Raw genomic sequence first — 22184 nt, forward strand, 5'->3', positions numbered from 1 at the left:
AACGGGACCTCGACACAGGCCCTAGCCGAGTACCGGGTGCTCGGTCCGCTGGAGGTGCTGCTCGACGGGGTCGTCGTGCCGCTGCCGGCCGGCCGGAGCCGAGTGCTGCTCGCCACGTTGTTGTTGCGCCCCAACCAGGTCGTCTCGATCGACGCGCTGGTCGACCGGCTCTGGGACGGTGAGCCGCCGACACCGGACCGGGCGCACAAGACGCTGCACACGGTGGTCATGCGGCTGCGCCGGGCGCTGGGCGAGGCGGACTGCGTGCGCACCTCGACCGGTGGCTACCTCGCCGAGGTGGCCGTGGACGCGCTCGACCTGACCCGGTTCCGCCGGTTGGTCGCGGCGGGGGAGCTGGCCGCCGCCGTCCGGTTGTGGCGCGGGCCGATGCTCGTCGACGTGCGGTCCGGTGCCCTGCACCAGCACGACGTCCCGCTGGTGACCGAGGAGTGGCTGCACGCGCTGGAACGGCGGATCAGCGCCGACCTCGACGCCGGCCGGGCCGCCGAGGTGGTGCCCGAGCTGCGCGGCCTCACCGCCCAGCACCCGTTCCGCGAGGCGTTCTGGGCTCAGCTGGTGCTGGCGCTCGCGATGTCGGGGCAGCAGGAACGCGCGCTGGCCGCCTACCGGGAGGTCCGGGCGCTGCTGGCCGACGAGCTCGGCGTCGACCCCGGTGACGAGCTGCGGGCGGTGCACCAGCGCGTGCTCGCCGGTCCCGTTCCGGCGCGCAGGACGGCGGCTGTGCTCCGGCCGGTCCCGCGCCAGCTGCCGACGACGACACCCCGGTTCGTCGGGCGGTCCGCCGAGCTGCGCGACCTGACCGGACTGGCAGCCGGCGACGGGCTGGTGGTCGCGGCGATCACCGGAACCGCGGGCGTCGGCAAGACGACACTGGCCGTGCACTGGGCGCGGGGCGCGGCGGACCGACACGCTGGACACCGGTGACGCGGCGACCACCGTGCGCACCGTCTTCCAGTGGTCCTACCGGCAGCTCGGCCCGGCGACCGCGCGGGTGTTCCGGCTGCTCGGCGTGCACCCGGGGCCGGACATCACCGTCGCGGCCACCGCGAGCCTCGCCGGCCTCACCGAGGACGAGGCGCTGCGGCACGTGCGGGAGCTGGTCGAGGCGAACCTGCTCGCCGAGCCCGTGCCCGGCCGGTTCACGAGCCACGACCTGCTGCGCGTGTACGCGGCGGACCGGGCGGAGGCCGAGGAGCCCGCCGAGTCCAGGGCGGCAGCCGTCGAGCGGATGTACGACCACTACCTGCACACGCTGGTCGCGATCGACGCCTCCTGCTTCGCCGGGCGCAGGCAGGCGCAGGCGGTGATCGAGCTGCGGCCGGCACCGGGCACGCGGCCGGAGCTGCCGGCCGGGCGCGAGGAGGCCGACGACTGGTTCCGCGCCGAACGCGCCGTGCTGCGCGCGATCATGGTCCAGGCCGCGGAACGGGACCTGCACCGCTACGCCTGGCAGCTGCCGTGGTTCACCTTCGACCTGGTCGACCGGGTCGGCCCGTGGCAGGAGTGGGTCTGGTCGATGGAGGGCGCCGTGGCAGCGGTCACGCACACCGGTGAACGCCTCTGGGACGCCCGGATGCAGTTCACCCTCGCCGTGGCCCACTGCCGGGCCGGCCGCTTCGACGACGGCAGCGACCTCTTCGCGCGCAGCGCCGACGTGTACCGCGAGGTCGGTCGCGTGACCGGTCAGGCGCGCGCGTTGAGCGGGCTCGCGTGGTCGCTGGGTGAGGCGGGCCGGCTGCGGGAGGCGCTGGAGGTGTCCAAGGAGGCGCTCACGACGTTGCGCGCGTCGCCGACGCCGTACCCGTTGCAGACCGGGATGGCGCTGCACCAGGTCGCGGCGGACCACCTCAAGCTGGGCGAGTACGCGGAGGCGCTCGTGTGCTGCGCGGAGTGGGAGGCCGAGTTCGCGGTCGACATGACCGCGGAGTGGAAGGGGCTCCTCGCCGCGATGAAGGCCAGCGTCCAGGTGGGGCTGGGCGACCACGCGGTCGCGGTCGAGAACGCCCACCTCGCGCTGGGGCACTTCGAGACCGAGGGTTCCTGGCACCACATCGCCGACGTGCACAACACCCTCGGCGACGCGCACCTCGGCCTGGGCGAGCCCGACGCGGCGCGGAGCTGGTGGACGAAGGCACTGGAGGCCTACGAGTACAACGACCACGCCGACGCCGAGCAGGTGCGCGCCAAGCTCGCCGAGCTCCGCTGAGAACTGGTGAGCGGTGCTGGTGACCCCCCAGGAACTGTGCCACCAGCACCGCTGAGGAGAACTCTGCCAGGGGCCGCTCACACTTCGCTCACACCTGGACCACAGGGCCCCTAGACTGGGTTTTCGAGCCGGTGGAGGGGTGTGCGAGCCGAGTACCGGGTGAACCCGTCACCGTCGCGACAGGACGGTCGCAGGCACTGCTCGCCGGACTGGGAGGGCGCCGTCTCCGCGGCGAGCACCGGGCGGCAGCGACGAGCCCCCAGGTGCTTTCCCGTCGCTGCCGTTCCCGGCCGAGCACCACGTTGCCGCACGGCGCTCACACATCGGTCACACCGGGTCCGAAGAGGACGGGAGCAGGGAGTCATGAACGTCGAGTACCGCGTCCTCGGACGGGTCGAGGTGCTGCGTGACGGCGTGCCGGTGCCGTTGCCGGCCGGGCGCGGACGGGTGCTGCTCGCCACGCTGTTGTTGCGGCCCAACCGGTTCGTGCCGGTGGACGAGCTGGTGGACCGGTTGTGGGACGGGGAGCCGCCGACGGTCGACCGGGCGCACAAGACGTTGCAGATGGTGGTGCGGCGGCTGCGGGTGGCGTTGGGGGACGCGGACTGCGTGCGCACGGCGACCGGCGGGTACCTGGCCGAGGTCGACCCCGAGCGGCTGGACCTGACCCGGTTCCGGCGGCTCGCGGCCGACGGGGAGTTCACGGCGGCGCTGGCGCACTGGCGGGGACCGGTGGCGGCGGACGTCGACTCGGTGCTCCTGCACCGCGAGGACGTGCCGCCGCTGATCGAGGAACGGCTGGTGGTGCTGGGCCGCAGGATCGACGCCGACCTCGCGCGGAGCCGGGGTGCCGAGCTGGTGGACGAGCTGCGCGAGCTGACCGGCGAGCACCCGTTGCGCGAGGGGTTCTGGGCACAGCTGGTGCAGGCGCTGCACCAGGCGGGCCGGCCGCGGGACGCGCTCGCGGCCTACGAGCAGATCCGCGCGCACCTGGCCGACGAGCTCGGCGTCGAACCCGGCCAGCAGCTGCGGGAGCTGCACGAACGGTTGCAGGACCCGGAGGCCCGCAGCGACGTGCCGCGGCAGCTGCCCGCACCGTCGGCGCACTTCACCGGGCGGGACGCGGAGCTCGCGAAGCTCACCGCGCTCCTGGACGCGGGAACAGCGGTGGTGATCGCCACGATCGACGGCACGGCCGGCGTCGGCAAGACCGCGCTCGCCGTCCGCTGGGCGCACTCGGTGGCCGACCGCTTCCCCGACGGCCAGCTCCACGTCGACCTGCGCGGCTTCGACCCGTCCGCGCAGCCGCTCGACCCGTCCGCCGTGCTGGCCTCGTTCCTGGCCGCGTTCGGCGTGCCCGGCGGCAAGGTGCCGGCGGACCTGCCGGAACGGGCCGCGCTCTTCCGCAGCGTCAGCGCCGACCGCCGCGTGCTCGTGCTGCTCGACAACGCCCGCGACGTCGAGCAGGTCCGGCCGCTGCTGCCGGCCGGGCGCGGGTGCCTGGTCGTGCTCACCAGCCGCAACCGGTTCACCGGGCTGGTCGTGCGGGAGGGCGCGTTCCCGGTGACGCTGGACGTGCTCGCCGAGCCCGACGCCGTCGCGCTGCTCACCGCGCGGCTCGGCGCCGACCGGGTGCGGGCCGAACCGGACGCGGTCGCGGACCTCGTGGCGTTCTGCGGCGGCCTCCCGCTCGCCCTCGCCGTCCTCGCGTCCCGGGCGGCCGGGGCGCCCGAGCTGTCCCTGCGCGCGCTCGCCGACGAGCTGTCCGACGCGAGCGGCGGGCTGCTCACCGGCGTGGAGACGGTCTTCGCCACCTCCTACCGCTGCCTCGACCCCGACTCGGCCCGCCTCTTCCGGCTGCTCGGGCTCGCCACCGGCCCGGACGTCTCGCTGGACGCGGCGGCCGCGCTCGACGGCAGGCCCCGTTCCGCGGTGCGCCGGTCGTTGCACGTCCTCACCCGCATGAACCTGGCCGTCGAACGCGCACCGGGCCGCTACACGTGCCACGACCTGCTGCGGGCGTACTCGCAGACGCGGTCGGTGGCCGAGGACACCGACACCGGGCGGCACGAGGCGGTGCGCCGGCTGCTGGACTTCTACCTGCACACGGCGGAGAGCGCCGACCGGCTGCTGCGCCGCACCCGCGTCGCGCTGACGCTGCCGCCGCTCGCCGAGGGCGTGCACCCGGCGCTGCTCGCCGACCGGGCCGCCGCGCTCGCGTGGTGCGAGACCGAGCACCGCAACCTGATGGCCGCCGCGCGCCTGGCCGGTGAGCACGGGTACCACCAGCACGCGTGGCAGCTGCCCACCACGATGTTCGGCTACCTCAACTTCCGCCAGCTCCCCTCCGAGCGCATCGAGCTGTGCAAGGTCGCGCTCGCGGCGGCACGGGCCGCCGAGGACCAGTTCGCCGTCGGCAACACCCTGCACTCGCTGGGCAACGCGCTCGGCGCGCTCGGGGCGTTCGAGGAGGCCGACACCGCCTACGCCGAGGCGCTGGAGGTGCGGGAGGGCATCGGCCACCTGCACGGCATCGCCGTCACGCTCGACCAGTGGGCGGTCAACCAGGCCAGGCAGGGCCGTCTGGAGTCCGCGCGCTCCCTGCACGAACGGGCCGTGCGCCGCCGCCGCGAGCAGGGCGACCCGGCCGGGCTCGCCATGGCGTTGAACAACCAGGCCATGACCCTCGTGGCGCTGGAGGACCTGGAGGCCGCGCTGGCCGCGAGCGACGAGGCGTACGCCACGATCACCGGCGGCGGCATCGACCACCTGCTCCCGTCCACACTGGACACACGCGGCCTGCTCCAGCTCCGCCTCGGCCGGGTCGACGCGGCGATGGACACGTTCCACCAGGTGCTGGCGCTGCCCGACGACGAGGTGCCCAACGCCGTCCGCGCCGTCACGCACGAGAACATCGCCGACGCACACCTGCGCCGCGGTCGCACCGCGGAAGCCGTTGCGGCACTGGAGGAAGCGCTGCTCATGCGGGAGGCGCAGGGCAACGCGCGCGCGGTCACCCGGCTGCGGGCGCGCCTCGCCGGGCTGGTACCGGAACGCCGCTGACGCTCACGCCTCCAGCTCGCGGACGAGCTCGCGGATCTCGCCCGTCCTGCGCAGTGCGCTGCGTTCGGAGATGACCAGGGCCTGGCGCGCGCAGGACAGCGCGGCGGTCACGTCACCGGCCGCGCGGAACACCTCGGCGCCGCTGAGGAGGGTCATGGTGCGCGTGAAGCTGCTCTCCTGGTCGAGCAGCGGGCCGGCGAACAGGTCGCGGTAGATCCGCACCGCGCCGTCGAGGTCGCCCATCCGGAACTTGGCCTGCGCCCTGGTGTCCTCCAGCGCGCCGTCCACGACGCCCAGCGAGGCGTACACCTCCGCGGCCCGGTCGGCGGTCTCGACGGCCTCCGCGAACTCGCCCAGCTCCACGAGGGTCATGGCGACGGCGTTCAGCGACCTGGCCCAGCCGCGCGGGTTGCCCGCCGCCCGCCAGTGCTCGCCGGCCGCGCGGTCGTGCCGCAGCGACTCCCGGTGATCGCCCTGTTCGAAGTGGACGTTGGCGAGCTCGGTCTCGGTGGTGGCGAGCGTCCACGGGTCGCCGTGCTCCCGCCGCAGGGCCAGGGCGAGGGTGAGCGACCGCAGCGCCTCCGCGAAGTCGCCGGACCTGCGGTGCGCCACGCCCAGGCTGTGCAGCGCGACCGACTGGCCGTACCGGTTCCCCGACCGCTCGGCGGCTTCGAGCGCGATCGCGTAGAGCCGGAAGAAGTCGTCGGCAGACCCGTTCACCTGCAGGTAGCTCCACAGGCAGCCGGGCAGCATCCACGCGTGGTCGAGGTGTCCCTCCGCCAGTGCGAACTCGCAGAGCTCGACGAGCAGGCCGTGTTCGTTCCGGCACCACGCGAGCGCGCCCTCGCGGTCGGTGAACGCGGCCGCCTCGACGACCGGGTCGCGTTCGGTGAGCGGTTTGTCGCGGCGGTCGACGCGGAGGGCGCGTTCGGCGTTGTCGACCGAGTGCAGGTGGTGGTCGAGGAACCGCACCACGGCGGCCCTGCGCTGCTCGGCGGTCTCCTCGGCGTCGGCGCGCTCGCGGGCGTGCAGGAAGAGCAGGTCGTGCAACGAGAACCGCTGCGGCGCGTGCTCCTCCGCGAGGTGGAAGCGGGTCAGCGTGCGCAGCAGCGCCAGCGCCCGCTCGCTGCTCACGCCGAGCAGGGCCGCCGCGGAGCGCGGGGTGAAGTCGGCGCGCGGGGCCAGGCCGAGCACCCGGAACATGCGGTGTTCGTCGGGCGCGAGCGCGGTGCAGGAGAGGTCGAACGCGGCCCGCACGGCCGCCTCACGGTCGTCGCCGATCTCCAGCGCCGCCAGGCGGTTCCCCGACCGCAGCTGGTCGACGAGGCTGCGCACGGACCGCTCCGGTTCGACGGCGAGCATCGACGCGGCGATCCGCAACGCGAGCGGCAGGCACACGCACAACCGCGCCAGCTCCGCGGTGGCCTCCTGCTCGGCGCGCACGCGCGCGGCGCCGATCATCTTCTCCAGCAACGCCAGCGCGTCGTCGAGCGGCAGCACGCCGAGCTGCAGCAGCGTGGCGTCGTTCAACGCCACCAGGCCGCGCAGGTCGGAGCGGCTGGTGATCACCGCGACGGACCGGCCGCCGGTGGGCAGCAACGGCCGCACCTGCTCGGCCGTGCGCGCGTTGTCCAGCAGCACCAGCACGCGGCGGTCGGCGACCAGCGAGCGGTACGTCCCGATGCGCTGACCGGTGTCGAGCGGGATGTCCTTCGACGACAGGCCGAGCCCGCGCAGCAGCTGGTCGAGCGCGTCGTGCGGGCTCAGCGGTTCCTCGCGGTCGTACCCGCGCAGGTTGACGGCGAGCTGGCCGTCCGGGAACCGGTCCTGCACGCGGTGCGCCCAGTGCACGGCGAGCGCGGTCTTGCCGACACCGGCGCTGCCCGCGATCGCCGAGATCACCACCGGGTGCCCTCCCGACAGCGACCGGTCGAGCCGGGCGAGGTCCTCGGTCCGCCCGGTGAACCGCGGCAGGTCCGGTGGCAGCTGGCGGGGACCGGTGGCGGCCCGCCGGGGTCCGGGGCCGGGCTCCGAGCGCAGGATCGACCCGTGCAGCTCCCGCAGCACCGTGCCGGGGTCGATGCCGAGCTCGTCGGCGAGCATCCGGCTGACCCGGCTGAACGCCTCCAGCGCCTCCGCCTGGCGGTCCGAGCGGTACAGGGCGGTCATCAGCTGGGCCCAGAACCGCTCCCGCAACGGGTGCTCCGCGGTCAGCGCCCGCAGCTCGGGCACCAGCTCGCCGGCCCTGCCGTCGTCGAGGTCGGCCTCGATGCGCTTCTCCAGCACCAGCAGCCGTTCCTCGACGAGCCGAGGCACGTCCTCGCGGTGCAGGGCGTCGGACGTCACGTTGGCGAGCAGCGGACCGCGCCACAGCGCCAGCGCGGCGTGCGGGTCGGTGCGCGCCAACGCACGGAACCGCAGCAGGTCCAGGTCTTCGACCTCGGCGAGGTAGCCGTTCGTGGTGGTGACCACGCAGTTGGCCGGCCCGAGTGCCCGCCGCAGCCGCGCGACGGTCATGTGCAACGTCTTGACCGCGCGGTCGATCGAGGGCGGTGAACCGTCCCAGAGGCGCTCGACCAGCTCGTCGACCGACACGAACCGGTTGGGCCGCAGGAGCAGCGTCGCGAGCAGCACGCGGCCCTTGCCCGCCGGCACCACGACCCTTTCGCCGGCGAAGAGGACGTCCAGCGGTCCCAGCACGCGGTACTCGGCCCCCAGCACGCGCACGAGCTTAGGGCCGCCCCTCCGTCCCGGTGCGACCCACGCCCGTCCCGAAGCCCCACAGCGTGACCGGTGTGTCGCAATCCGTGATCCGCGGTGAACTCCCGGTGGCCACCTGGACCATCCGTGTCGTCCGGCTGTGCCGCATCCGGTAAGCATGTGCGCGGAAGAGGGGATGGTGCATGAGCCTCCAGGTCGCGGTGGACTTCGGCACGTCGAGCACCTGCGTCGCGATCTCGGTGCACGGCAGGGAGCCGCAGGTCGTCGTTTTCGACGGCCAGCCGCTGGTGCCGTCCGCCGTGTTCGCGGCCGCGGACGGGACGTTGTTCGTCGGGCAGGAGGCCGAGCGGCAGGCCGCGGTCGACCCGGCCCGCTACGAGCCGCACCCGAAGCGCCGCGTGGACGAGGGGGAGCTGCTGCTGGGCAGCACCGTGCTGCCCGTCGTGGACGTCGTGCGCGCGGTGCTGACCCGTGCGGTCGGGGAGGCGCGGCGCGTGGGCGGCGGTGCGCCCGTCGACCTGCTCGTGCTCACCCACCCCGCCGACTGGGGCACGGTCCGCACCCGCGTGCTGGTCCAGGCCGCGCGCGGGCTGGGGCGGGAGCTGGCGCTCGTGCCGGAACCCGTGGCGGCCGCCGTCTTCCACTCCGCGAGCCACTCCGTTCCCGACGGTGCGGCGCTGGCCGTGCTCGACCTCGGCGGCGGCACCGTCGACGCGAGCGTGGTCGCGCGCACCGGCAGGAGCTTCCGGGTGCTCGCGACGAAGGGCGACCCCGGCTTCGGCGGCGCGGACGTCGACCAGGCGTTGCTGGAGCACGTCGGCGCGCTCGTGTCGGCGGAGGACCCGGACGCGTGGCGGCAGCTCGTCGAGGGCCGTGAGATGACCGACCGGCGCAAGCGGCGGGTGCTGCGGCAGGACGTCCGCGGCGCCAAGGAGACGCTGTCGCGGCACGCCTACACCGACGTGCCGATGCCGCCGCCGTTCCCCGACGCGCACGTCACCCGGTCCGACCTGGAGCAGCTGGTGGCGGTCCCGCTGGGCGGCGCGGCGGCGCTGGTGGGCTCGGCCGTGCGGGAGGCCGGTCTGGCGCCGCAGCAGCTGGCCGCGGTGTTCCTGGTGGGCGGCTCGTCCCGGATTCCGCTCGTCGCGCGGCTCGTGCACGAGCACACCGGCGTGGTGCCGACGAGCATCGACCAGCCGGAGACCGTCGTGGCCCGCGGTGCGCTGCGCGCGGTGAGCCTCGACCCGGAGCGCACCGGCGGCATGGCGCAGCAGGGTGCGCCGGCCAAGCCACCTCAGAACCGGGCGCACCCACCGTCCAGGGGCCCCTCGGGGGAGGTGACCCACAACCTGCGCGTGTCCGGCGACACCACCCGCAAGATCACCCGCCGCATCACGCCGCCGCCGGTCGCGCAGTTCCCCGCGTCGTTCCCGTCGATGACGCCGCCGATGACGCCGCCGATGACGCCGCCGGAGAAGAAGAGCAAGGCGCCGTTGTTCATCGCGCTCGGCGTGGTCGTCGTGCTCGTGGCGGCCGGCGTCGGCGGGTTCCTCTGGTGGCAGCACCGGGAGGGGACGGGAACCGCCACCCCGCCGCCCGCGGACCAGATCGCGCAGTACGACTACAGCTTCACCCGGCCCGACGGCTGGGAGCAGACCGGCGGCGCACCCGCGGCCAGGCAGGTGCTCCTGCAACCGGTCGACCGGGAAAAGAACACCGGTGATTCCCCGGCGGACCGCATCGCTGTGCAAGAGCAAAAGCTGGAGTACAACAGCGACCAGGACCGCGGGCGGGCATTCGCGGAATTGCAGAAGCAATATGGCGAGCGCGAGGAGAGGGGCGACAAGGTCGCCGCGTTCAGCGACCGCCACACATTCGCGGGCAAGTCCGTTGTTCACTATCGCGAAGAGATCGGCGGGGCCGGGGTCGACTGGTACATCCAGTTCGTCGGTACGGCTCAGGTGAGCGTGGGCTGCCAGGCGACCGAGGCCGGCCGTGACCGCGTCCGCACCGCCTGCGAGCAGATCGTCCGCTCGCTGACCATCAAGCCGTGAACAGCACCAGGGGAGTCGCCTGATGTCCGCCAACGAGGTCCTCGCCCGGTTCCGCGCCGAGGTCGGCCACGCGGTCACCCGCGCACGCCGCGCCGCCGGTGAGGCCGGCGCGCGCAACGCCGAGCTGCGGGAACGCACCCGCGAGCTGGCCCGGCAGGCCCGTGACCGCCGGGCGGAACCGGCGGCCGGTGCCACGCCGGGCGACGTCCGCGAGGCCGCCACGGGGTTCCGCACCGAGCGCGGACTGCCCGTCGAACGGACTCCGGAGGCCGCCGAGCTCGCCGCTGCGGCGTCTCAACCGGTTCCGGGGCCTGAGGTTCCCGCCACCCCCGGTTCGACCGCGGTCGCCGGTCCGAGTGGCCAGCTTCCCCGCGCGGGTGACGATGACGAGGACTTTTCGCAGTCGCGAATCCTCTACTGACACCGTGCGTTCACCTGGCGTCGTTTACTAGCGCAACTACTTCGAAAGAAGTCGCGACAGGGCGGAACCGACATGGCAGGGTCCTCGTCGGAAGAGGCGTACGAACCAAGAAGTACGACCTGAAGTTCTCTGAAGGGGGCATCTCCCAATGGCTGGTTTCGGTACCACGACCGAAGAGCTCGACACTCTGGCGAAGCGCATCATCGAGGCCGACGAGACCGCGCAGGCGAAGATCCGTCAGGTCCGCGACGCCGCCGAGACCGTCTCCGCCGCGTGGAAGGGCTCGGCCCACACCGCGTTCCAGAGCCTGATCTCCCGCTTCGACGCGGACGCCGCGAAGGTCCAGGAGGCGCTCCGCGCGATCGCCGAGCAGATCTCCGACACCTCGAAGGTCTACGCGCAGAACGAAGCGGCCCAGGAGGCCGAGATGAGCAACGTCACCGCGCGCCTCGGCTGATCCTCCTGCCCCGCAGGTCCTCGTTCCGCAGTCCAGTACTTCACAGACTTTTCTAGGGGAGATCCACAATGGGTGAAATCAAGGTTGAGTTCGGTCAGATCGCGCAGGCGGCCTCGACCATCACCACGCAGTCCAAGGAGATCGACGGCGTCCTGGACGAGATCCGCGCCGAGGTCGTGCGCGTGCTCGGCACCTGGGAGGGTGAGGGCTCGGACACCTACAAGCAGTCCCAGGAGAAGTGGGACAACGCCGCGGCCGACCTGAACTCGGTCCTCGCCGCCATCGGTACCGCCGTGCAGCAGGCCGGCGAGGCGTACCAGCAGGCTGAGAAGCAGAACGTCTCGCGCTGGTAAGACCGCGCGTGGTGGCAAGACCCCTCGTGAGCCCCGGAACCACGTGGTCCGGGGCTCACGTACGTCCGGAGCGGGGTCGGTAGGAGGGGCCGTTTTGGTCCCCGCGCCACCCATCCGGTATCTTCTTACGTTGTTGTGCGGTAGCTGGCGCCTGTGTGTGCCGCGCCTGTCTCGGAACCACCGCTTGGTTCGTCCAAGATCGGTCTGGGGCAACCGCCGCAGTGACCCCAGACGCAAGTGACGACGAGGTAATTCCGTGCGCACGTACAGCCCGAAGCCCGGTGAGGTGACCCGCACCTGGCACGTGATCGACGCCCAGGACGTGGTGCTCGGCCGGCTCGCCACCCAGGCCGCGACGCTGCTGCGCGGCAAGCACAAGCCGACCTACGCGCCTCACGTTGACACCGGTGACTTCGTGGTCATCGTCAACGCTGACAAGGTCGCTCTGACCGGCTCGAAGCGCGACCAGGCGTTCCAGTACCGCCACTCCGGCTTCCCCGGTGGTCTGCGCAAGCAGTCCTTCGGCGAGGTCCTGGACACGCGCCCGGACCGCCTGGTGGAGAAGGCGATCAAGGGCATGCTGCCCAAGAACCGCCTTGGCCGTCAGATCGCGAACAAGCTGAAGGTCTACAGCGGACCGAACCACCCGCACGCGGCGCAGCAGCCGCAGGCCTTCGAGATCAAGAAGATCGCCCAGTGAGCGACGAGTACACCGAGGAAGTTCCTGTGACCACCCCTGAGAACGAGACCCCCGAAGCCGTCGAGGCGGAGGTTGTCGAGGCCGAGGTCGTCGAGGCTGCTCCCGAGGCCGACGCCGAGGCCGCTGAGGCTGAGGTCGAGGTCGCCGAGGACGAAGCCTCCGCGCCGGTGGTCGTCGCTCCCTCGCTGAACGGTGCGCCGCACCTGGCCCAGACCGTCGGCCGCCGCAAGGAGGCCGTCGTCCGCGTCCGCCTCGTGCCCGGCACCGGCAAGTTCACGCTGAACGGCAAGGCCCTCGAGGACTACTTCCCGAACAAGGTGCACCAGCAGCTCATCAAGGAGCCGCTCGTCACCACGGAGAAGCCCGAGACCTTCGACGTCATCGCCAACCTGCGTGGCGGCGGCATCACCGGCCAGGCCGGTGCGCTGCGCCTCGCCATCGCGCGTGCGCTGATCGCCGTCGACTCCGAGGACCGCCCGGTCCTGAAGAAGGCCGGCTTCCTCACCCGTGACCCGCGGGTCAAGGAGCGCAAGAAGTACGGTCTGAAGAAGGCCCGCAAGGCGCCTCAGTACTCCAAGCGCTGAGCGAGTTCCACAGCTGTACCTGCGGGAGCAGCAGTTCACCTCGAACTGCTGCTCCCGCAGTGTTTTCCGGGTCCTTCCCGTCGCCTCGCAGTGTCCATTTCGGAGGATTCATGGCCCGCCTGTTCGGCACCGACGGTGTGCGCGGTCTCGCCAACGCCGACCTCACCCCCGAACTCGCGATGTCCGTCGCCGCCGCGGCGGCGCGCGTGCTCGCCGAACACGACCGTTCCCACCGCCCGGTCGCCGTCGTCGGCCGCGACCCCAGGGCGAGCAGCGAGATGCTGGACGCCGCCGTCACCGCGGGCCTCACCTCGGCCGGTGCCGACGTGCTGCGCGTGGGCGCACTGCCCACCCCCGCCGTCGCGCACCTGGTCTCCTCGCTGGGCGCCGACATCGGCGTGATGATCTCCGCCTCGCACAACGCCATGCCGGACAACGGGATCAAGCTCTTCGCCGCGGGCGGCCACAAGCTGCCCGACTCGGTCGAGGACGAGATCGAGCAGCGCATGGGCTCCGGTTTCGAGCGCCCAACCGGTGCCGCGATCGGCCGCGTCCGCGACATCGCCGACGCCGAGACCCAGTACGTCGAGCACCTGCTCAAGGTCACGCCGCACCGCCTCGACGGCCTCAAGGTCGTGGTGGACTGCGCGAACGGCGCCGCGTCGGTGGCCGCGCCGGACGCCTACCGCCGGGCGGGCGCCGAGGTGGTCGCGATCAACGCGGACCCGGACGGCCTCAACATCAACGACGGCTGCGGCTCCACGCACCTCGATGTGATCTCCGCCGCAGTCCGCGAGCACGGCGCCGACCTCGGCATCGCCCACGACGGTGACGCCGACCGCTGCCTGGCCGTGGACGCCGAGGGCAACGAGGTCGACGGCGACCAGATCATGGCGGTCCTCGCGGTCGCGATGCGCGACGCGGGCGAGCTGTACGAGGACACCCTCGTCGCCACCGTGATGAGCAACCTGGGCCTGCACATCGCCATGCGCGAGGCCGGCATCCGGCTGCGCACCACCGCCGTCGGCGATCGCTACGTGCTGCAGGACCTCAAGGCCGGCGGCTACTCGCTCGGCGGCGAGCAGTCCGGCCACGTGGTGCTGCCCGCGCACGCCACCACCGGCGACGGCCTGCTCACCGCCCTGCGCCTGATGGCCCGGATGGCCGAGACCGGCAAGTCGCTCGCCGACCTCGCCGGCGTGATGCGCCGCCTGCCGCAGGTCCTGATCAACGTCAAGGTCGGCGACAAGGCCGCCGTGGCGAAGGCCACCTCCGTCAGCGAGGCCGTCGCGGCCGTGGAGGCCGAGCTGGGCGACACCGGCCGCGTGCTCCTGCGGCCGTCGGGCACCGAGCAGCTCGTGCGGGTGATGGTCGAGGCCACGAGCCACGACCAGGCCGAGTCGGCGGCGCAGCGCCTCGCGGATGTGGTTTCCTCGGTGCACTGAGGACGTGCGACGGGGGCTGGCCGGTCATGAGCGTGATGATGCTGTTGATCCTCCTGGTGCTGCTGGGAGGCGTGGCCGCGGTGGTGGTCGCCGTGGTCTCGGCGTCGAAGAAGAAGACACCGCCCCCGTACCCGCCTCAGGGCTTCCCGCAGCAGCACCACGGGCAGTACCCGCCTCAGGGGTATCCGCAGCCTGGCCACCAGCACCCCCAGCCCGGCCAGCACCCCCAGCCCGGCCAGCACCCTTACCCGCAGCAGGGCCAGTACCCGCAGCAGGGACCGCCACCCGGCCAGCAGCCGCCCACCCAGTGGTGATCGTCGGCGAAATGCGCCGAATGGCTGTTTACTAAGGCAACCGACATCGCGGAGCTCCGGTCGGCGTGTGAGCGGAGCTGGCACTGTATGGCGGAACCCGACGAGGCCGAACTGCGTCAGATCGGGGACTAGGGGAGGCGAGGAATGGCTGGTTTCGGCGTACAGTCCGGCGATCTCACGAAGACCGCGGGGACCTACGAGGCCGAGGGGTCACAACTGATCTCGATGAAGCCGACGATCGTCCCGGTCGTGGGGGCCGGCCAGGTCGGGCGCAAGTTCCAGGCCGTCCACGCCACCTACAAGGGCTTCTTCGACCGGCTGGGTGTCAGCTGCGACACCTTCGGCAAGGAGGCCAACAACATCGCCACCCGGCTGAAGGACGTGGCGAAGTCGTACGAGTCGAACGAGTCCCAGACTTCGCAGCAGTTCAAGGGGTAGTGCGTCGTGGCCGACCAGAACGAGATCAAGAAGCTCCTCGACGACCCCAACGTCACGCCGGAGACCAAGAAGGCACTCGTCCCCGCGCTCGCCGGTGCCGGCGCGCCGGAGGAGGAGGTCGAGCGGTACGCCAAGGCGAACGGCGTCGACGTCCCCAGCGACCCCGGCCTCGGCAGCCACATCCTCGGTGCCGCACTCGCCGCGCCCACGGCCGGTCTCAGCACCGTCTTCGTCGGTGCCAAGGAGATCAACCGCTCCCAGTGGGAGAAGAAGGGCGGCGAGGCCGACAAGCTCGTCGCCAAGGCCAAGGAGGAGCGCGAGCTCGGCGCCACCCAGAAGGTCCTGAACGAGCAGGGTGACGTCCCGAGCAGCAACACGCTGCTCGACGCCGGCGCACCCGGTCTGCGGTTCTTCGAGAAGTTCATCCCGGTCTACCAGAAGGCCGCTCCCGCGTGCGGTCACCAGGGCGCAGCGCCGAACCTCGAAGGTGACATCTACCGCAGGTACGACGAGGTTCGCGACATCGAGTTCGCCAAGTTCCGCGAGGACTCGGTGAAGCTCCAGGAAGCCGTCGGGAAGCTCCAGACCCACGACAACGCGCTCGGCAGCGCGTGGAACGGGCTGGGCTCGTGGGAGGGCCAGGCCGCCGAGGCGGCGCGCGGCTACCACGACAAGTTCGCCGGCTCCTCCAAGACGCTCGTCCAGCAGACCGGTCAGGCCCCCGGTGCGATCACCGCCGGCGTGACGAACATGCAGAAGCACGTCAAGGAGTTCGCGCAGCAGATCCACGACCAGTACTCGGAGAAGTGCGGCGGTCTGACGGTCGAGGAGGCCGAGACCGCGATCCGGCACGCGAACGGCGACCTCTTCGAGAACGACGGCGGTGTCCTCGACTGGCTGCACGGCGTGCCCGGCCCGCTCTTCGGCGCCGTCACCGGCGCGATCTGCGGCGGCCCGCTCGGCATGCTCGCCGGTCTGGGCTGGGGCAGCTGGATCAGCAACACCCGCGAGGGCATCATCAACGCGGCCAAGGACAAGCTGCGGGCGCTCTGCCAGGAGTTCGACGCCAAGAAGAAGGCGTTCGACGGCTACTGCCAGACGGTGCAGGCCGGTGTGCAGAGCGACTACGACACGATGTTCACCGCGCTCAACGCGGCGATCCCCGCGGAGAGCCCGTTCGCGAAGATCGGTGACCCGCCCGCGTTCAGCGAGGACGGCGGCGGCCGCAAGCAGGTGCCCGGCACCGACGGCGGTGGTGGCGGCGGCACGCCCGGTGGTTCGACCGGTGGCGGCGGCGGTGGCACGCCCGGCGGTGGTGGCGGCGGTACGCCCGAGATCCCCAAGCCGGAGAACCCGCTCGACAAGGACGGCGACGGCAAGCCCGACGTCCCCGGCGACACCGACGGCGACGGCAAGCCCGACGACCTCGACGGCGACGGCAAGCCGGACGACCAGCCGAAGCCCGAGGAAGAGCTCGAGAGCGTCACGGTCAAGGCGGGCGACAACACGATCAAGATCACGGAGCCCGACTCGAACGGGCACGTGAAGATGACGATCGACACGCCGAAGGGCGAGCCGAAGACCTACGACCTGGACTTCAGCAAGAACCCGGAGGCCGCCAAGGCGCTCATGGGCCAGAACGGCGCCCAGGCCGTGACGGCGCTGGCGAACCAGGTCACCGGCGGCCAGGTCACCGGCGGCCAGGCCACCGGCACGCCCACGACCGGTGCGACGCCCGCACCCGGCGGCGGTGGCGCGCCCGGCACGGGTCCCCTCGGTTCGGAGTCGAACCCGATCCCGGTCGAGGTGGGCGCCGACGGCAAGATCCACATCGAGCAGGACGGCGTGAGCTTCACCGCCGAGGTGAACCCGGACACCGGCGAGATCAACCTGACCGCGGACAACGGCGACGGCACGCCCGACCAGATCGGCGTGGCGTTCGGCGAGGACGAGAACCCGGCAGCGGCCGGTGGCTCCGGTGGCGGTGCGGTGGACGACCTGCGCCTCGACGAGCCGGTGCAGATCCCTGAGCAGGACTTCCCGCGTCCGGTCGAGGGCGAGTTCCAGACGATGCCGGCCCAGGCGGACTTCCAGCCGATGCCCGCCCCCGCGGCCGAGCAGGTGTGGAGCCCGCCCGGTCAGGACGCCCCGGGCTTCCAGGAGGCGGTGGGCCGCAACTACGTCCAGGACAACGGTTTCATGCCGGGCCTGGGCGAGCCGAGGATGCCGGCGGACGGCCCGCAGTTCGCCACCGCGCAGGCCTCCGACAGCACCTCGACCTCGGGCGTCTCGTTCACCGGCGGCGGCTCCAGCGGCAGCGAGTCCGTTCTCGGCGGCTCCTCCATGGACAGCGCCTGGAACACCCCGTCCACCGGCGACAACGGCACCGGCTTCACCACGAACACCTCCGAGGCCGGCCAGCCCGGTTCCGCGAACCTCCCGTCCATGCAGGACGGTGCCCAGGCCCCCTCGGGCGCCGCGGCCGGCGGGATGATGGGCGGCGGGATGATGGGCGGCGGCATGGCAGGCGGAGGCGCGGGCGGCCAGCAGGGCGGCGACACCGAACGGGGCGCCAGCCAGTGGCGCACCACCGGCACCCTGTTCGACGACGACCGCGACAACAACAACCCGCTGAGCGCCGTGCACACCGTCCTGGGTGACGACCGAGGAGGCCGCTGACCCATGTCGACCGGGCAAGTGGACCCCAAGATCCAGGCGCTGTTCGACGAGAACATCGCCCGCTCCCGCCGCGCCAACACCGAGATCACGGCGGACCTCAAAGCCGACCAGGCCCGCCTGGCCGCCGAGGCGAAGGCCCGCGAGGACAAGCACCAGCGCGACCTCGCCGCGGCCAACGAGGCTGCGGAGAACATCGCCAAGCAGGGCGACAAACCCCAGCGCAAACCCCAGTGGGAACAGCGCGACCGCTCCGCGGGCGAACTGGCCTTCGGCCCCGAGGACGACGACGGCAGCTACGCCCCACCCCCGCAACAACCCCAGTTCACGCCGCCACCGCCACCGCCTCCGCCGCCGGTTCCGCCGGCGCGCAGCCGTCGGCCGGCTCCGGTGGCGGATGACGACGACGATTTGAGCGGTCAGACCTGGCTCAGCTGACTCACCGGTGCACCCCGGTTCGTTCCGCGATGCGGAGCGGGCCGGGGTGTTCGCGTTGACGGCCCCTGCGCGTCAGGCCGGCTTGCGCAGCCCTTCTCGCTGCAACACCAGCTCCGCGCCCTTCGAGTCCTCGTCCAGCAACGAGTCGTACGCCCGCTCACCCAGCAGCACCCGCAGCAGGAACGCCGCCACGAACGCCCGCCCGATCTTCTGGGCGCCGCGCTCACCGCGCCCGTCGAGCATGAGCTCGCTCCAGTGCCGCCCCTCTGTGAACCCGAGGTGCGAGGCCTTGGGCAGCAGCCGCAGCTGCACCGGGCCGCCCCAGGCGGTCGCGATGGCCTCGGAGTGACCGACGGGCGGGGCGATGCGGTCCTCGCCCGCGGCGAGGTGCAGGCCGGGGGCCGACACCGAGCGGGCCGCGTCCAGTGCCGAGGGGCGGGTCTCCGTTGCGGCCAAAGTCACAACGGCCCGCACCTTCGGGGACGAGGAGGCCGCCAGCACGGCCGCGCCGCCGCCCATCGAGTGGCCGGCGAGGGCCAGGCGGGTGGGGTCGACGCTGATGTCGCCGGTGCCCAGGCGGACGCCGGTGCAGATGTCCAAAGTGGTCAGCAGGTTCGCCGACAGCACGCGTGCGGAGAGCAGCGGGCCGCGTTCCACGGCCGGTGCCGCGGCGACCACGCCCCACGAGGCGAGGTGGCGCAAAAGGCCGTGGTAGCGGCGAACCGGCTGCATCCAGCCGTGCCCGAAGGCGACCGCGGGCAGGCCGAGGCCGGTGGCCGGGGTGAACACGACGCCGGGCAGGCCGACGAGGGCCAGGTCGCCGCGCAGCACCGGGTGGGGACCGGGGCGGCTGAGCTGCTCGAGAGCCTGTTTCGCGGTCAGCGTGATCACGCGGCGAGCCATGGCTGAACCGTAGTCGATGGTGTCGCCGGCGCCACATCCAAGATTGGTCTACACCAAAGCTGGCCCTGACCTGCGCTGATTCACCGCCCTCGCCCTTTAGGGTTGACGCCGTGGTCTAGCTACCCTGTCTTCCGTGTGCGGAATCGTGGGATACGTGGGTCACCAGTCGGCGCTCGACGTGGTGCTGGACGGGCTGAGGCGGCTCGAGTACCGGGGTTACGACTCGGCCGGTGTCGCGGTCGTCGCGGACGGTGAGCTCGCCGTCGAGCGCAAGGCCGGGCGGCTGCAGAACCTGGAGGCGAGGCTCGACGAGGTGGGTCGCGACGGGTTCGCGGGAACCGTCGGCATGGGACACACGCGGTGGGCGACGCACGGCGCGCCGATCGACCGCAACTCACACCCGCACCGCGACTCGGCGAACCGGGTCGCCGTGGTGCACAACGGCATCATCGAGAACTTCCTCGCGCTGCGCGGCGAGCTCGAAGGGCTCGGCATCGAGATGGCGTCCGACACCGACACCGAGACGGTCGCGCACCTCGTGGCCATCGCGTACGGCGACGGTGACACGAAGGGCGACCTGCCCGCCAGCGTGCGCAAGGTCGTGAGCCGCCTGGAGGGCGCGTTCACGCTCGTCTTCACGCACGCCGACGAACCCGACACGGTCGTCGCCGCGCGCCGCAACTCGCCGCTGGTCGTCGGCGTCGGCGAGAACGAGTACTTCGTCGCGAGCGACGTCGCAGCGTTCATCGCGCACACCAAGGAGGCCGTCGAGCTGGGGCAGGACCAGATGGTCGTGCTCACCCGCGACGGCTACGAGGTCACCGACTTCGACGGCGCGCCGGCCGAGGCCAAGCCGTTCACGGTCAACTGGGACCTCAGCGCCGCCGAGAAGGGCGGCCACGAGTACTTCATGCTCAAGGAGATCGAGGAGCAGCCGGAGGCGCTGGCGAACACGCTGCGCGGCCACTTCGCGAACGGCCGGATCGTGCTCGACGAGCAGCGGCTGTCCGACCAGGACCTGCGCGACGTCGACAAGGTCTTCGTCGTCGCCTGTGGCAGCGCCTACCACTCCGGTCTGGTCGCGAAGTACGCGATCGAGCACTGGACCCGGCTGCCCGTCGAGGTCGAGCTGGCCTCCGAGTTCCGCTACCGCGACCCGGTGCTCGACCGCGACACGCTCGTCGTCGCCGTGTCGCAGTCCGGTGAGACCGCGGACACCCTCGAAGCCGTCCGCCACGCCCGCGCGCAGAAGGCCCGCGTCCTCGCGGTCTGCAACACCAACGGCGCGCAGATCCCGCGCGAGTCCGACGCCGTGCTCTACACGCACGCCGGCCCCGAGATCGGTGTCGCGTCGACCAAGGCGTTCCTCGCCCAGATCGCGGCGAACTACCTGGTGGGCCTGGCCCTCGCGCAGGCCCGCGGCACCAAGTACCCGGACGAGGTGGCCCGCGAGTTCCACGAGCTGGAGGCCATGCCCCAGGCCGTGCAGCGGGTGCTCGGCACCATCGACCAGGTCAAGGCGCTGGGCCGGGAGCTCGCCGACTCGAAGGCGGTGCTGTTCCTCGGCCGCCACGTCGGCTACCCGGTGGCGCTGGAGGGCGCGCTCAAGCTCAAAGAGCTCGCCTACATGCACGCCGAGGGCTTCGCGGCCGGTGAGCTCAAGCACGGCCCGATCGCGCTGATCGAGGAGGACCTCCCGGTCGTCGTGGTCATGCCGTCGCCGAAGGGCCGTGCCGTCCTGCACTCGAAGCTGGTGTCCAACATCAGCGAGATCCAGGCCCGCGGTGCCCGCACGATCGTGATCGCCGAGGAGGATGACGAGACGGTGCGCCCGTTCGCGGACCACCTGATCGAGATCCCGGCCGTCCCGACGCTGCTGCAGCCGCTCATCTCGACCATCCCGCTGCAGGTGCTCGCGGCCGAGATCGCGACCGCCCGCGGCTACGACGTCGACAAGCCTCGCAACCTCGCGAAGTCCGTTACCGTCGAATAGGTGAGAGGCGTCTGGCACACCGAACGCGTCAAGTCCGCTGAAGAGGAGCTCATGGCGGTCGTCCCGCCGGGCTCGCTGATGCGCAAGGCCGCGTTCGGTGTGGCCACCCACGCCCTCCGGCTCCTGCGTGGCCGCCGCCGCGTCACGCTGCTCGTGGGCGCGGGCAACAACGGCGGCGACGCCCTGTGGGCCGGGTACTTCCTGCGCCGCCGGGGGGTCGCGGTGTCCGCGGTCCTGCTCACCCCCGGCAAGGCGCACGCGGAAGGCCTCGCCGCGTTCCGCGGGGCAGGCGGCCGGGTCGTCGACGAGGTCGGCACCCCCGACCTGGTGATCGACGGCATCGTCGGCCTGTCCGCCCGCGGCCCGTTGCGCCCGGAAGCGGCCGAGCTCGTCGAGGGCGTCACGGCCCCGGTCCTCGCCGTGGACCTGCCCAGCGGCATCGACCCGGACACCGGTGAGATCTCCGGTCCGCACGTGAAGGCCCACACCACGGTCACGTTCGGCTGCCTCAAGCCGGTCCACGCGCTGGCCGACTGCGGCGAGGTGCACCTGGTCGACATCGGCCTGCGCCCGCGGGACCCGGACTTCGTGCTGCTGGACCGCGCGGACATCGCCTGGCCGCTGCCGGGCCCGTCCGACGACAAGTACACCCAGGGCGTCACGGGCGTCGCCGCCGGCAGCTCGACCTACCCCGGTGCCGCGGTGCTCGCCACCGGTGCCGCCGTGCTCGCGACGTCGGGCATGGTCCGCTACGCCGGTCCCGCCGCCGACGCGATCCGCGCCCGCTGGCCGGAGACCATCTGCACCGGCTCGATCACCGACGCGGGCCGCGTGCAGGCCTGGGTCGTCGGCCCCGGCATGGGCACGGGCAGCTCGTCCGCCGAGGTGCTGAGGTTCGTGCTGGACGCGAACGTCCCGGTGGTCGCCGACGCCGACGCCATCACGTTGCTCGCGCAGCAGCCGCAGCTGTGGGACGCCCGCGACCCCGACTCGGCACTGGTGCTGACCCCGCACGACCGCGAGTTCGAACGCCTGGCCGGCCCGGTCGGCGGCGACCGGGTGGCGGCCGCGCGCAAGGCCGCCCAGCGGTTCAACGCCGTGGTGCTGCTGAAGGGCCACCGGACCGTCGTGGCCGCCCCGGACGGCCGGGCGCTGGTCAACTCGGCCACCTCGTCGTGGCCGGCGACCGCCGGATCGGGTGACGTGCTGTCCGGGATCATCGGGGCGTTGCTGGCCGCCGGTCTCGACCCGTTCCTGGCCGCGGGGTACGCCGCCCACGTGCACGTTCTGGCAGCGGAGCTGGCCGCGGACGGCGCCCCGGTGCCCGCGTCCGGGCTGATGACCGGGATCACGGCGGCGATCAGGAGCCTCTGAGCGCTCGCTCACACCTGATGAGC

At 72.4% G+C, this 22184-nt stretch carries 18 protein-coding genes; 16 read left to right on the forward strand and 2 right to left on the reverse strand.

The features are described from left to right. Positions 1 to 36 precede the first annotated feature (36 nt). The 3 genes from ACZ7CH_RS04070 (at position 37) to ACZ7CH_RS04080 (ending at position 5290) form a co-directional block, all read left to right on the forward strand. A complete protein-coding gene (locus ACZ7CH_RS04070; protein ID WP_470373108.1) occupies positions 37 to 945 on the forward strand; it encodes an AfsR/SARP family transcriptional regulator in 909 nt (302 codons plus the stop codon). Between the two features lie 13 nt (positions 946 to 958). Next, positions 959 to 2227 (forward strand): tetratricopeptide repeat protein, encoded by a 1269-nt coding sequence (locus ACZ7CH_RS04075; protein ID WP_470373109.1) that lies wholly within the window; start codon positions 959 to 961, stop codon positions 2225 to 2227. A 363-nt stretch (positions 2228 to 2590) separates the two neighbouring features. Then, positions 2591 to 5290 carry an AfsR/SARP family transcriptional regulator gene (locus tag ACZ7CH_RS04080; protein WP_470370031.1) on the forward strand — a complete coding sequence of 900 codons (2700 nt, stop codon included), beginning with the start codon at positions 2591 to 2593 and terminating at the stop codon, positions 5288 to 5290. Between the two features lie 3 nt (positions 5291 to 5293). Here the strand turns inward: ACZ7CH_RS04080 and ACZ7CH_RS04085 are convergent, their stop codons facing one another. Further along, positions 5294 to 8011 (reverse strand): AfsR/SARP family transcriptional regulator, encoded by a 2718-nt coding sequence (locus ACZ7CH_RS04085; RefSeq protein WP_470373110.1) that lies wholly within the window; start codon positions 8009 to 8011, stop codon positions 5294 to 5296. Between the two features lie 182 nt (positions 8012 to 8193). Here ACZ7CH_RS04085 and ACZ7CH_RS04090 point away from each other — a divergent pair, with 182 nt between their 5' ends. The 11 genes from ACZ7CH_RS04090 to ACZ7CH_RS04140 all read left to right on the forward strand — a co-directional run bounded on the left by ACZ7CH_RS04090 (position 8194) and on the right by ACZ7CH_RS04140 (position 17891). Next, positions 8194 to 10065 (forward strand): type VII secretion-associated protein, encoded by a 1872-nt coding sequence (locus ACZ7CH_RS04090; protein ID WP_470373111.1) that lies wholly within the window; start codon positions 8194 to 8196, stop codon positions 10063 to 10065. A gap of 22 nt (positions 10066 to 10087) precedes the next feature. Further along, positions 10088 to 10486 (forward strand): hypothetical protein, encoded by a 399-nt coding sequence (locus ACZ7CH_RS04095; protein ID WP_470373112.1) that lies wholly within the window; start codon positions 10088 to 10090, stop codon positions 10484 to 10486. Between the two features lie 148 nt (positions 10487 to 10634). Next, positions 10635 to 10943, forward strand: a complete 309-nt coding sequence (locus ACZ7CH_RS04100) for a WXG100 family type VII secretion target (RefSeq protein ID WP_360395773.1) — start codon at positions 10635 to 10637, stop codon at positions 10941 to 10943. A 68-nt stretch (positions 10944 to 11011) separates the two neighbouring features. Further along, a complete protein-coding gene (locus ACZ7CH_RS04105; protein ID WP_360395775.1) occupies positions 11012 to 11296 on the forward strand; it encodes a WXG100 family type VII secretion target in 285 nt (94 codons plus the stop codon). Between the two features lie 256 nt (positions 11297 to 11552). Then, the gene (rplM, locus tag ACZ7CH_RS04110) at positions 11553 to 11996 is read left to right on the forward strand and encodes a 50S ribosomal protein L13 (protein WP_360395776.1); all 444 of its coding nucleotides are present in this window, start codon (positions 11553 to 11555) and stop codon (positions 11994 to 11996) included. A gap of 26 nt (positions 11997 to 12022) precedes the next feature. Continuing rightward, positions 12023 to 12580, forward strand: a complete 558-nt coding sequence (rpsI, locus tag ACZ7CH_RS04115) for a 30S ribosomal protein S9 (protein ID WP_360395777.1) — start codon at positions 12023 to 12025, stop codon at positions 12578 to 12580. Positions 12581 to 12690: 110 nt separating this feature from the next. Beyond that, a complete protein-coding gene (gene glmM / locus ACZ7CH_RS04120; RefSeq protein WP_458430198.1) occupies positions 12691 to 14025 on the forward strand; it encodes a phosphoglucosamine mutase in 1335 nt (444 codons plus the stop codon). 26 nt (positions 14026 to 14051) lie between these two features. After that, complete coding sequence (locus ACZ7CH_RS04125) at positions 14052 to 14339, forward strand: hypothetical protein (protein ID WP_470373113.1); 288 nt, start codon at positions 14052 to 14054, stop codon at positions 14337 to 14339. Between the two features lie 144 nt (positions 14340 to 14483). Then, positions 14484 to 14777, forward strand: a complete 294-nt coding sequence (locus tag ACZ7CH_RS04130) for a hypothetical protein (RefSeq protein ID WP_360395782.1) — start codon at positions 14484 to 14486, stop codon at positions 14775 to 14777. 6 nt (positions 14778 to 14783) lie between these two features. Further along, complete coding sequence (locus tag ACZ7CH_RS04135) at positions 14784 to 17456, forward strand: hypothetical protein (protein ID WP_470373114.1); 2673 nt, start codon at positions 14784 to 14786, stop codon at positions 17454 to 17456. Positions 17457 to 17459: 3 nt separating this feature from the next. After that, on the forward strand, positions 17460 to 17891 hold the full coding sequence (locus tag ACZ7CH_RS04140; protein WP_360395784.1) for a hypothetical protein: 432 nt from the start codon (positions 17460 to 17462) through the stop codon (positions 17889 to 17891). 72 nt (positions 17892 to 17963) lie between these two features. On the opposite strand, the gene ACZ7CH_RS04145 is transcribed toward ACZ7CH_RS04140, so the two are convergent. Continuing rightward, entirely contained in the window at positions 17964 to 18794 is an 831-nt protein-coding gene (locus ACZ7CH_RS04145; protein WP_458430200.1) for a dienelactone hydrolase family protein, read from the reverse strand. 133 nt (positions 18795 to 18927) lie between these two features. On the opposite strand from ACZ7CH_RS04145, the gene glmS reads away from it, so the two are divergent. After that, positions 18928 to 20787, forward strand: coding sequence for a glutamine--fructose-6-phosphate transaminase (isomerizing) (glmS, locus tag ACZ7CH_RS04150; RefSeq protein ID WP_470373115.1), 1860 nt, complete (start codon positions 18928 to 18930; stop codon positions 20785 to 20787). Next, the gene (locus tag ACZ7CH_RS04155) at positions 20788 to 22161 is read left to right on the forward strand and encodes an NAD(P)H-hydrate dehydratase (protein ID WP_470373116.1); all 1374 of its coding nucleotides are present in this window, start codon (positions 20788 to 20790) and stop codon (positions 22159 to 22161) included. Positions 22162 to 22184: the final 23 nt, after the last annotated feature.

It is taken from the genome of Lentzea sp. NPDC037011, assembly GCF_055607425.1.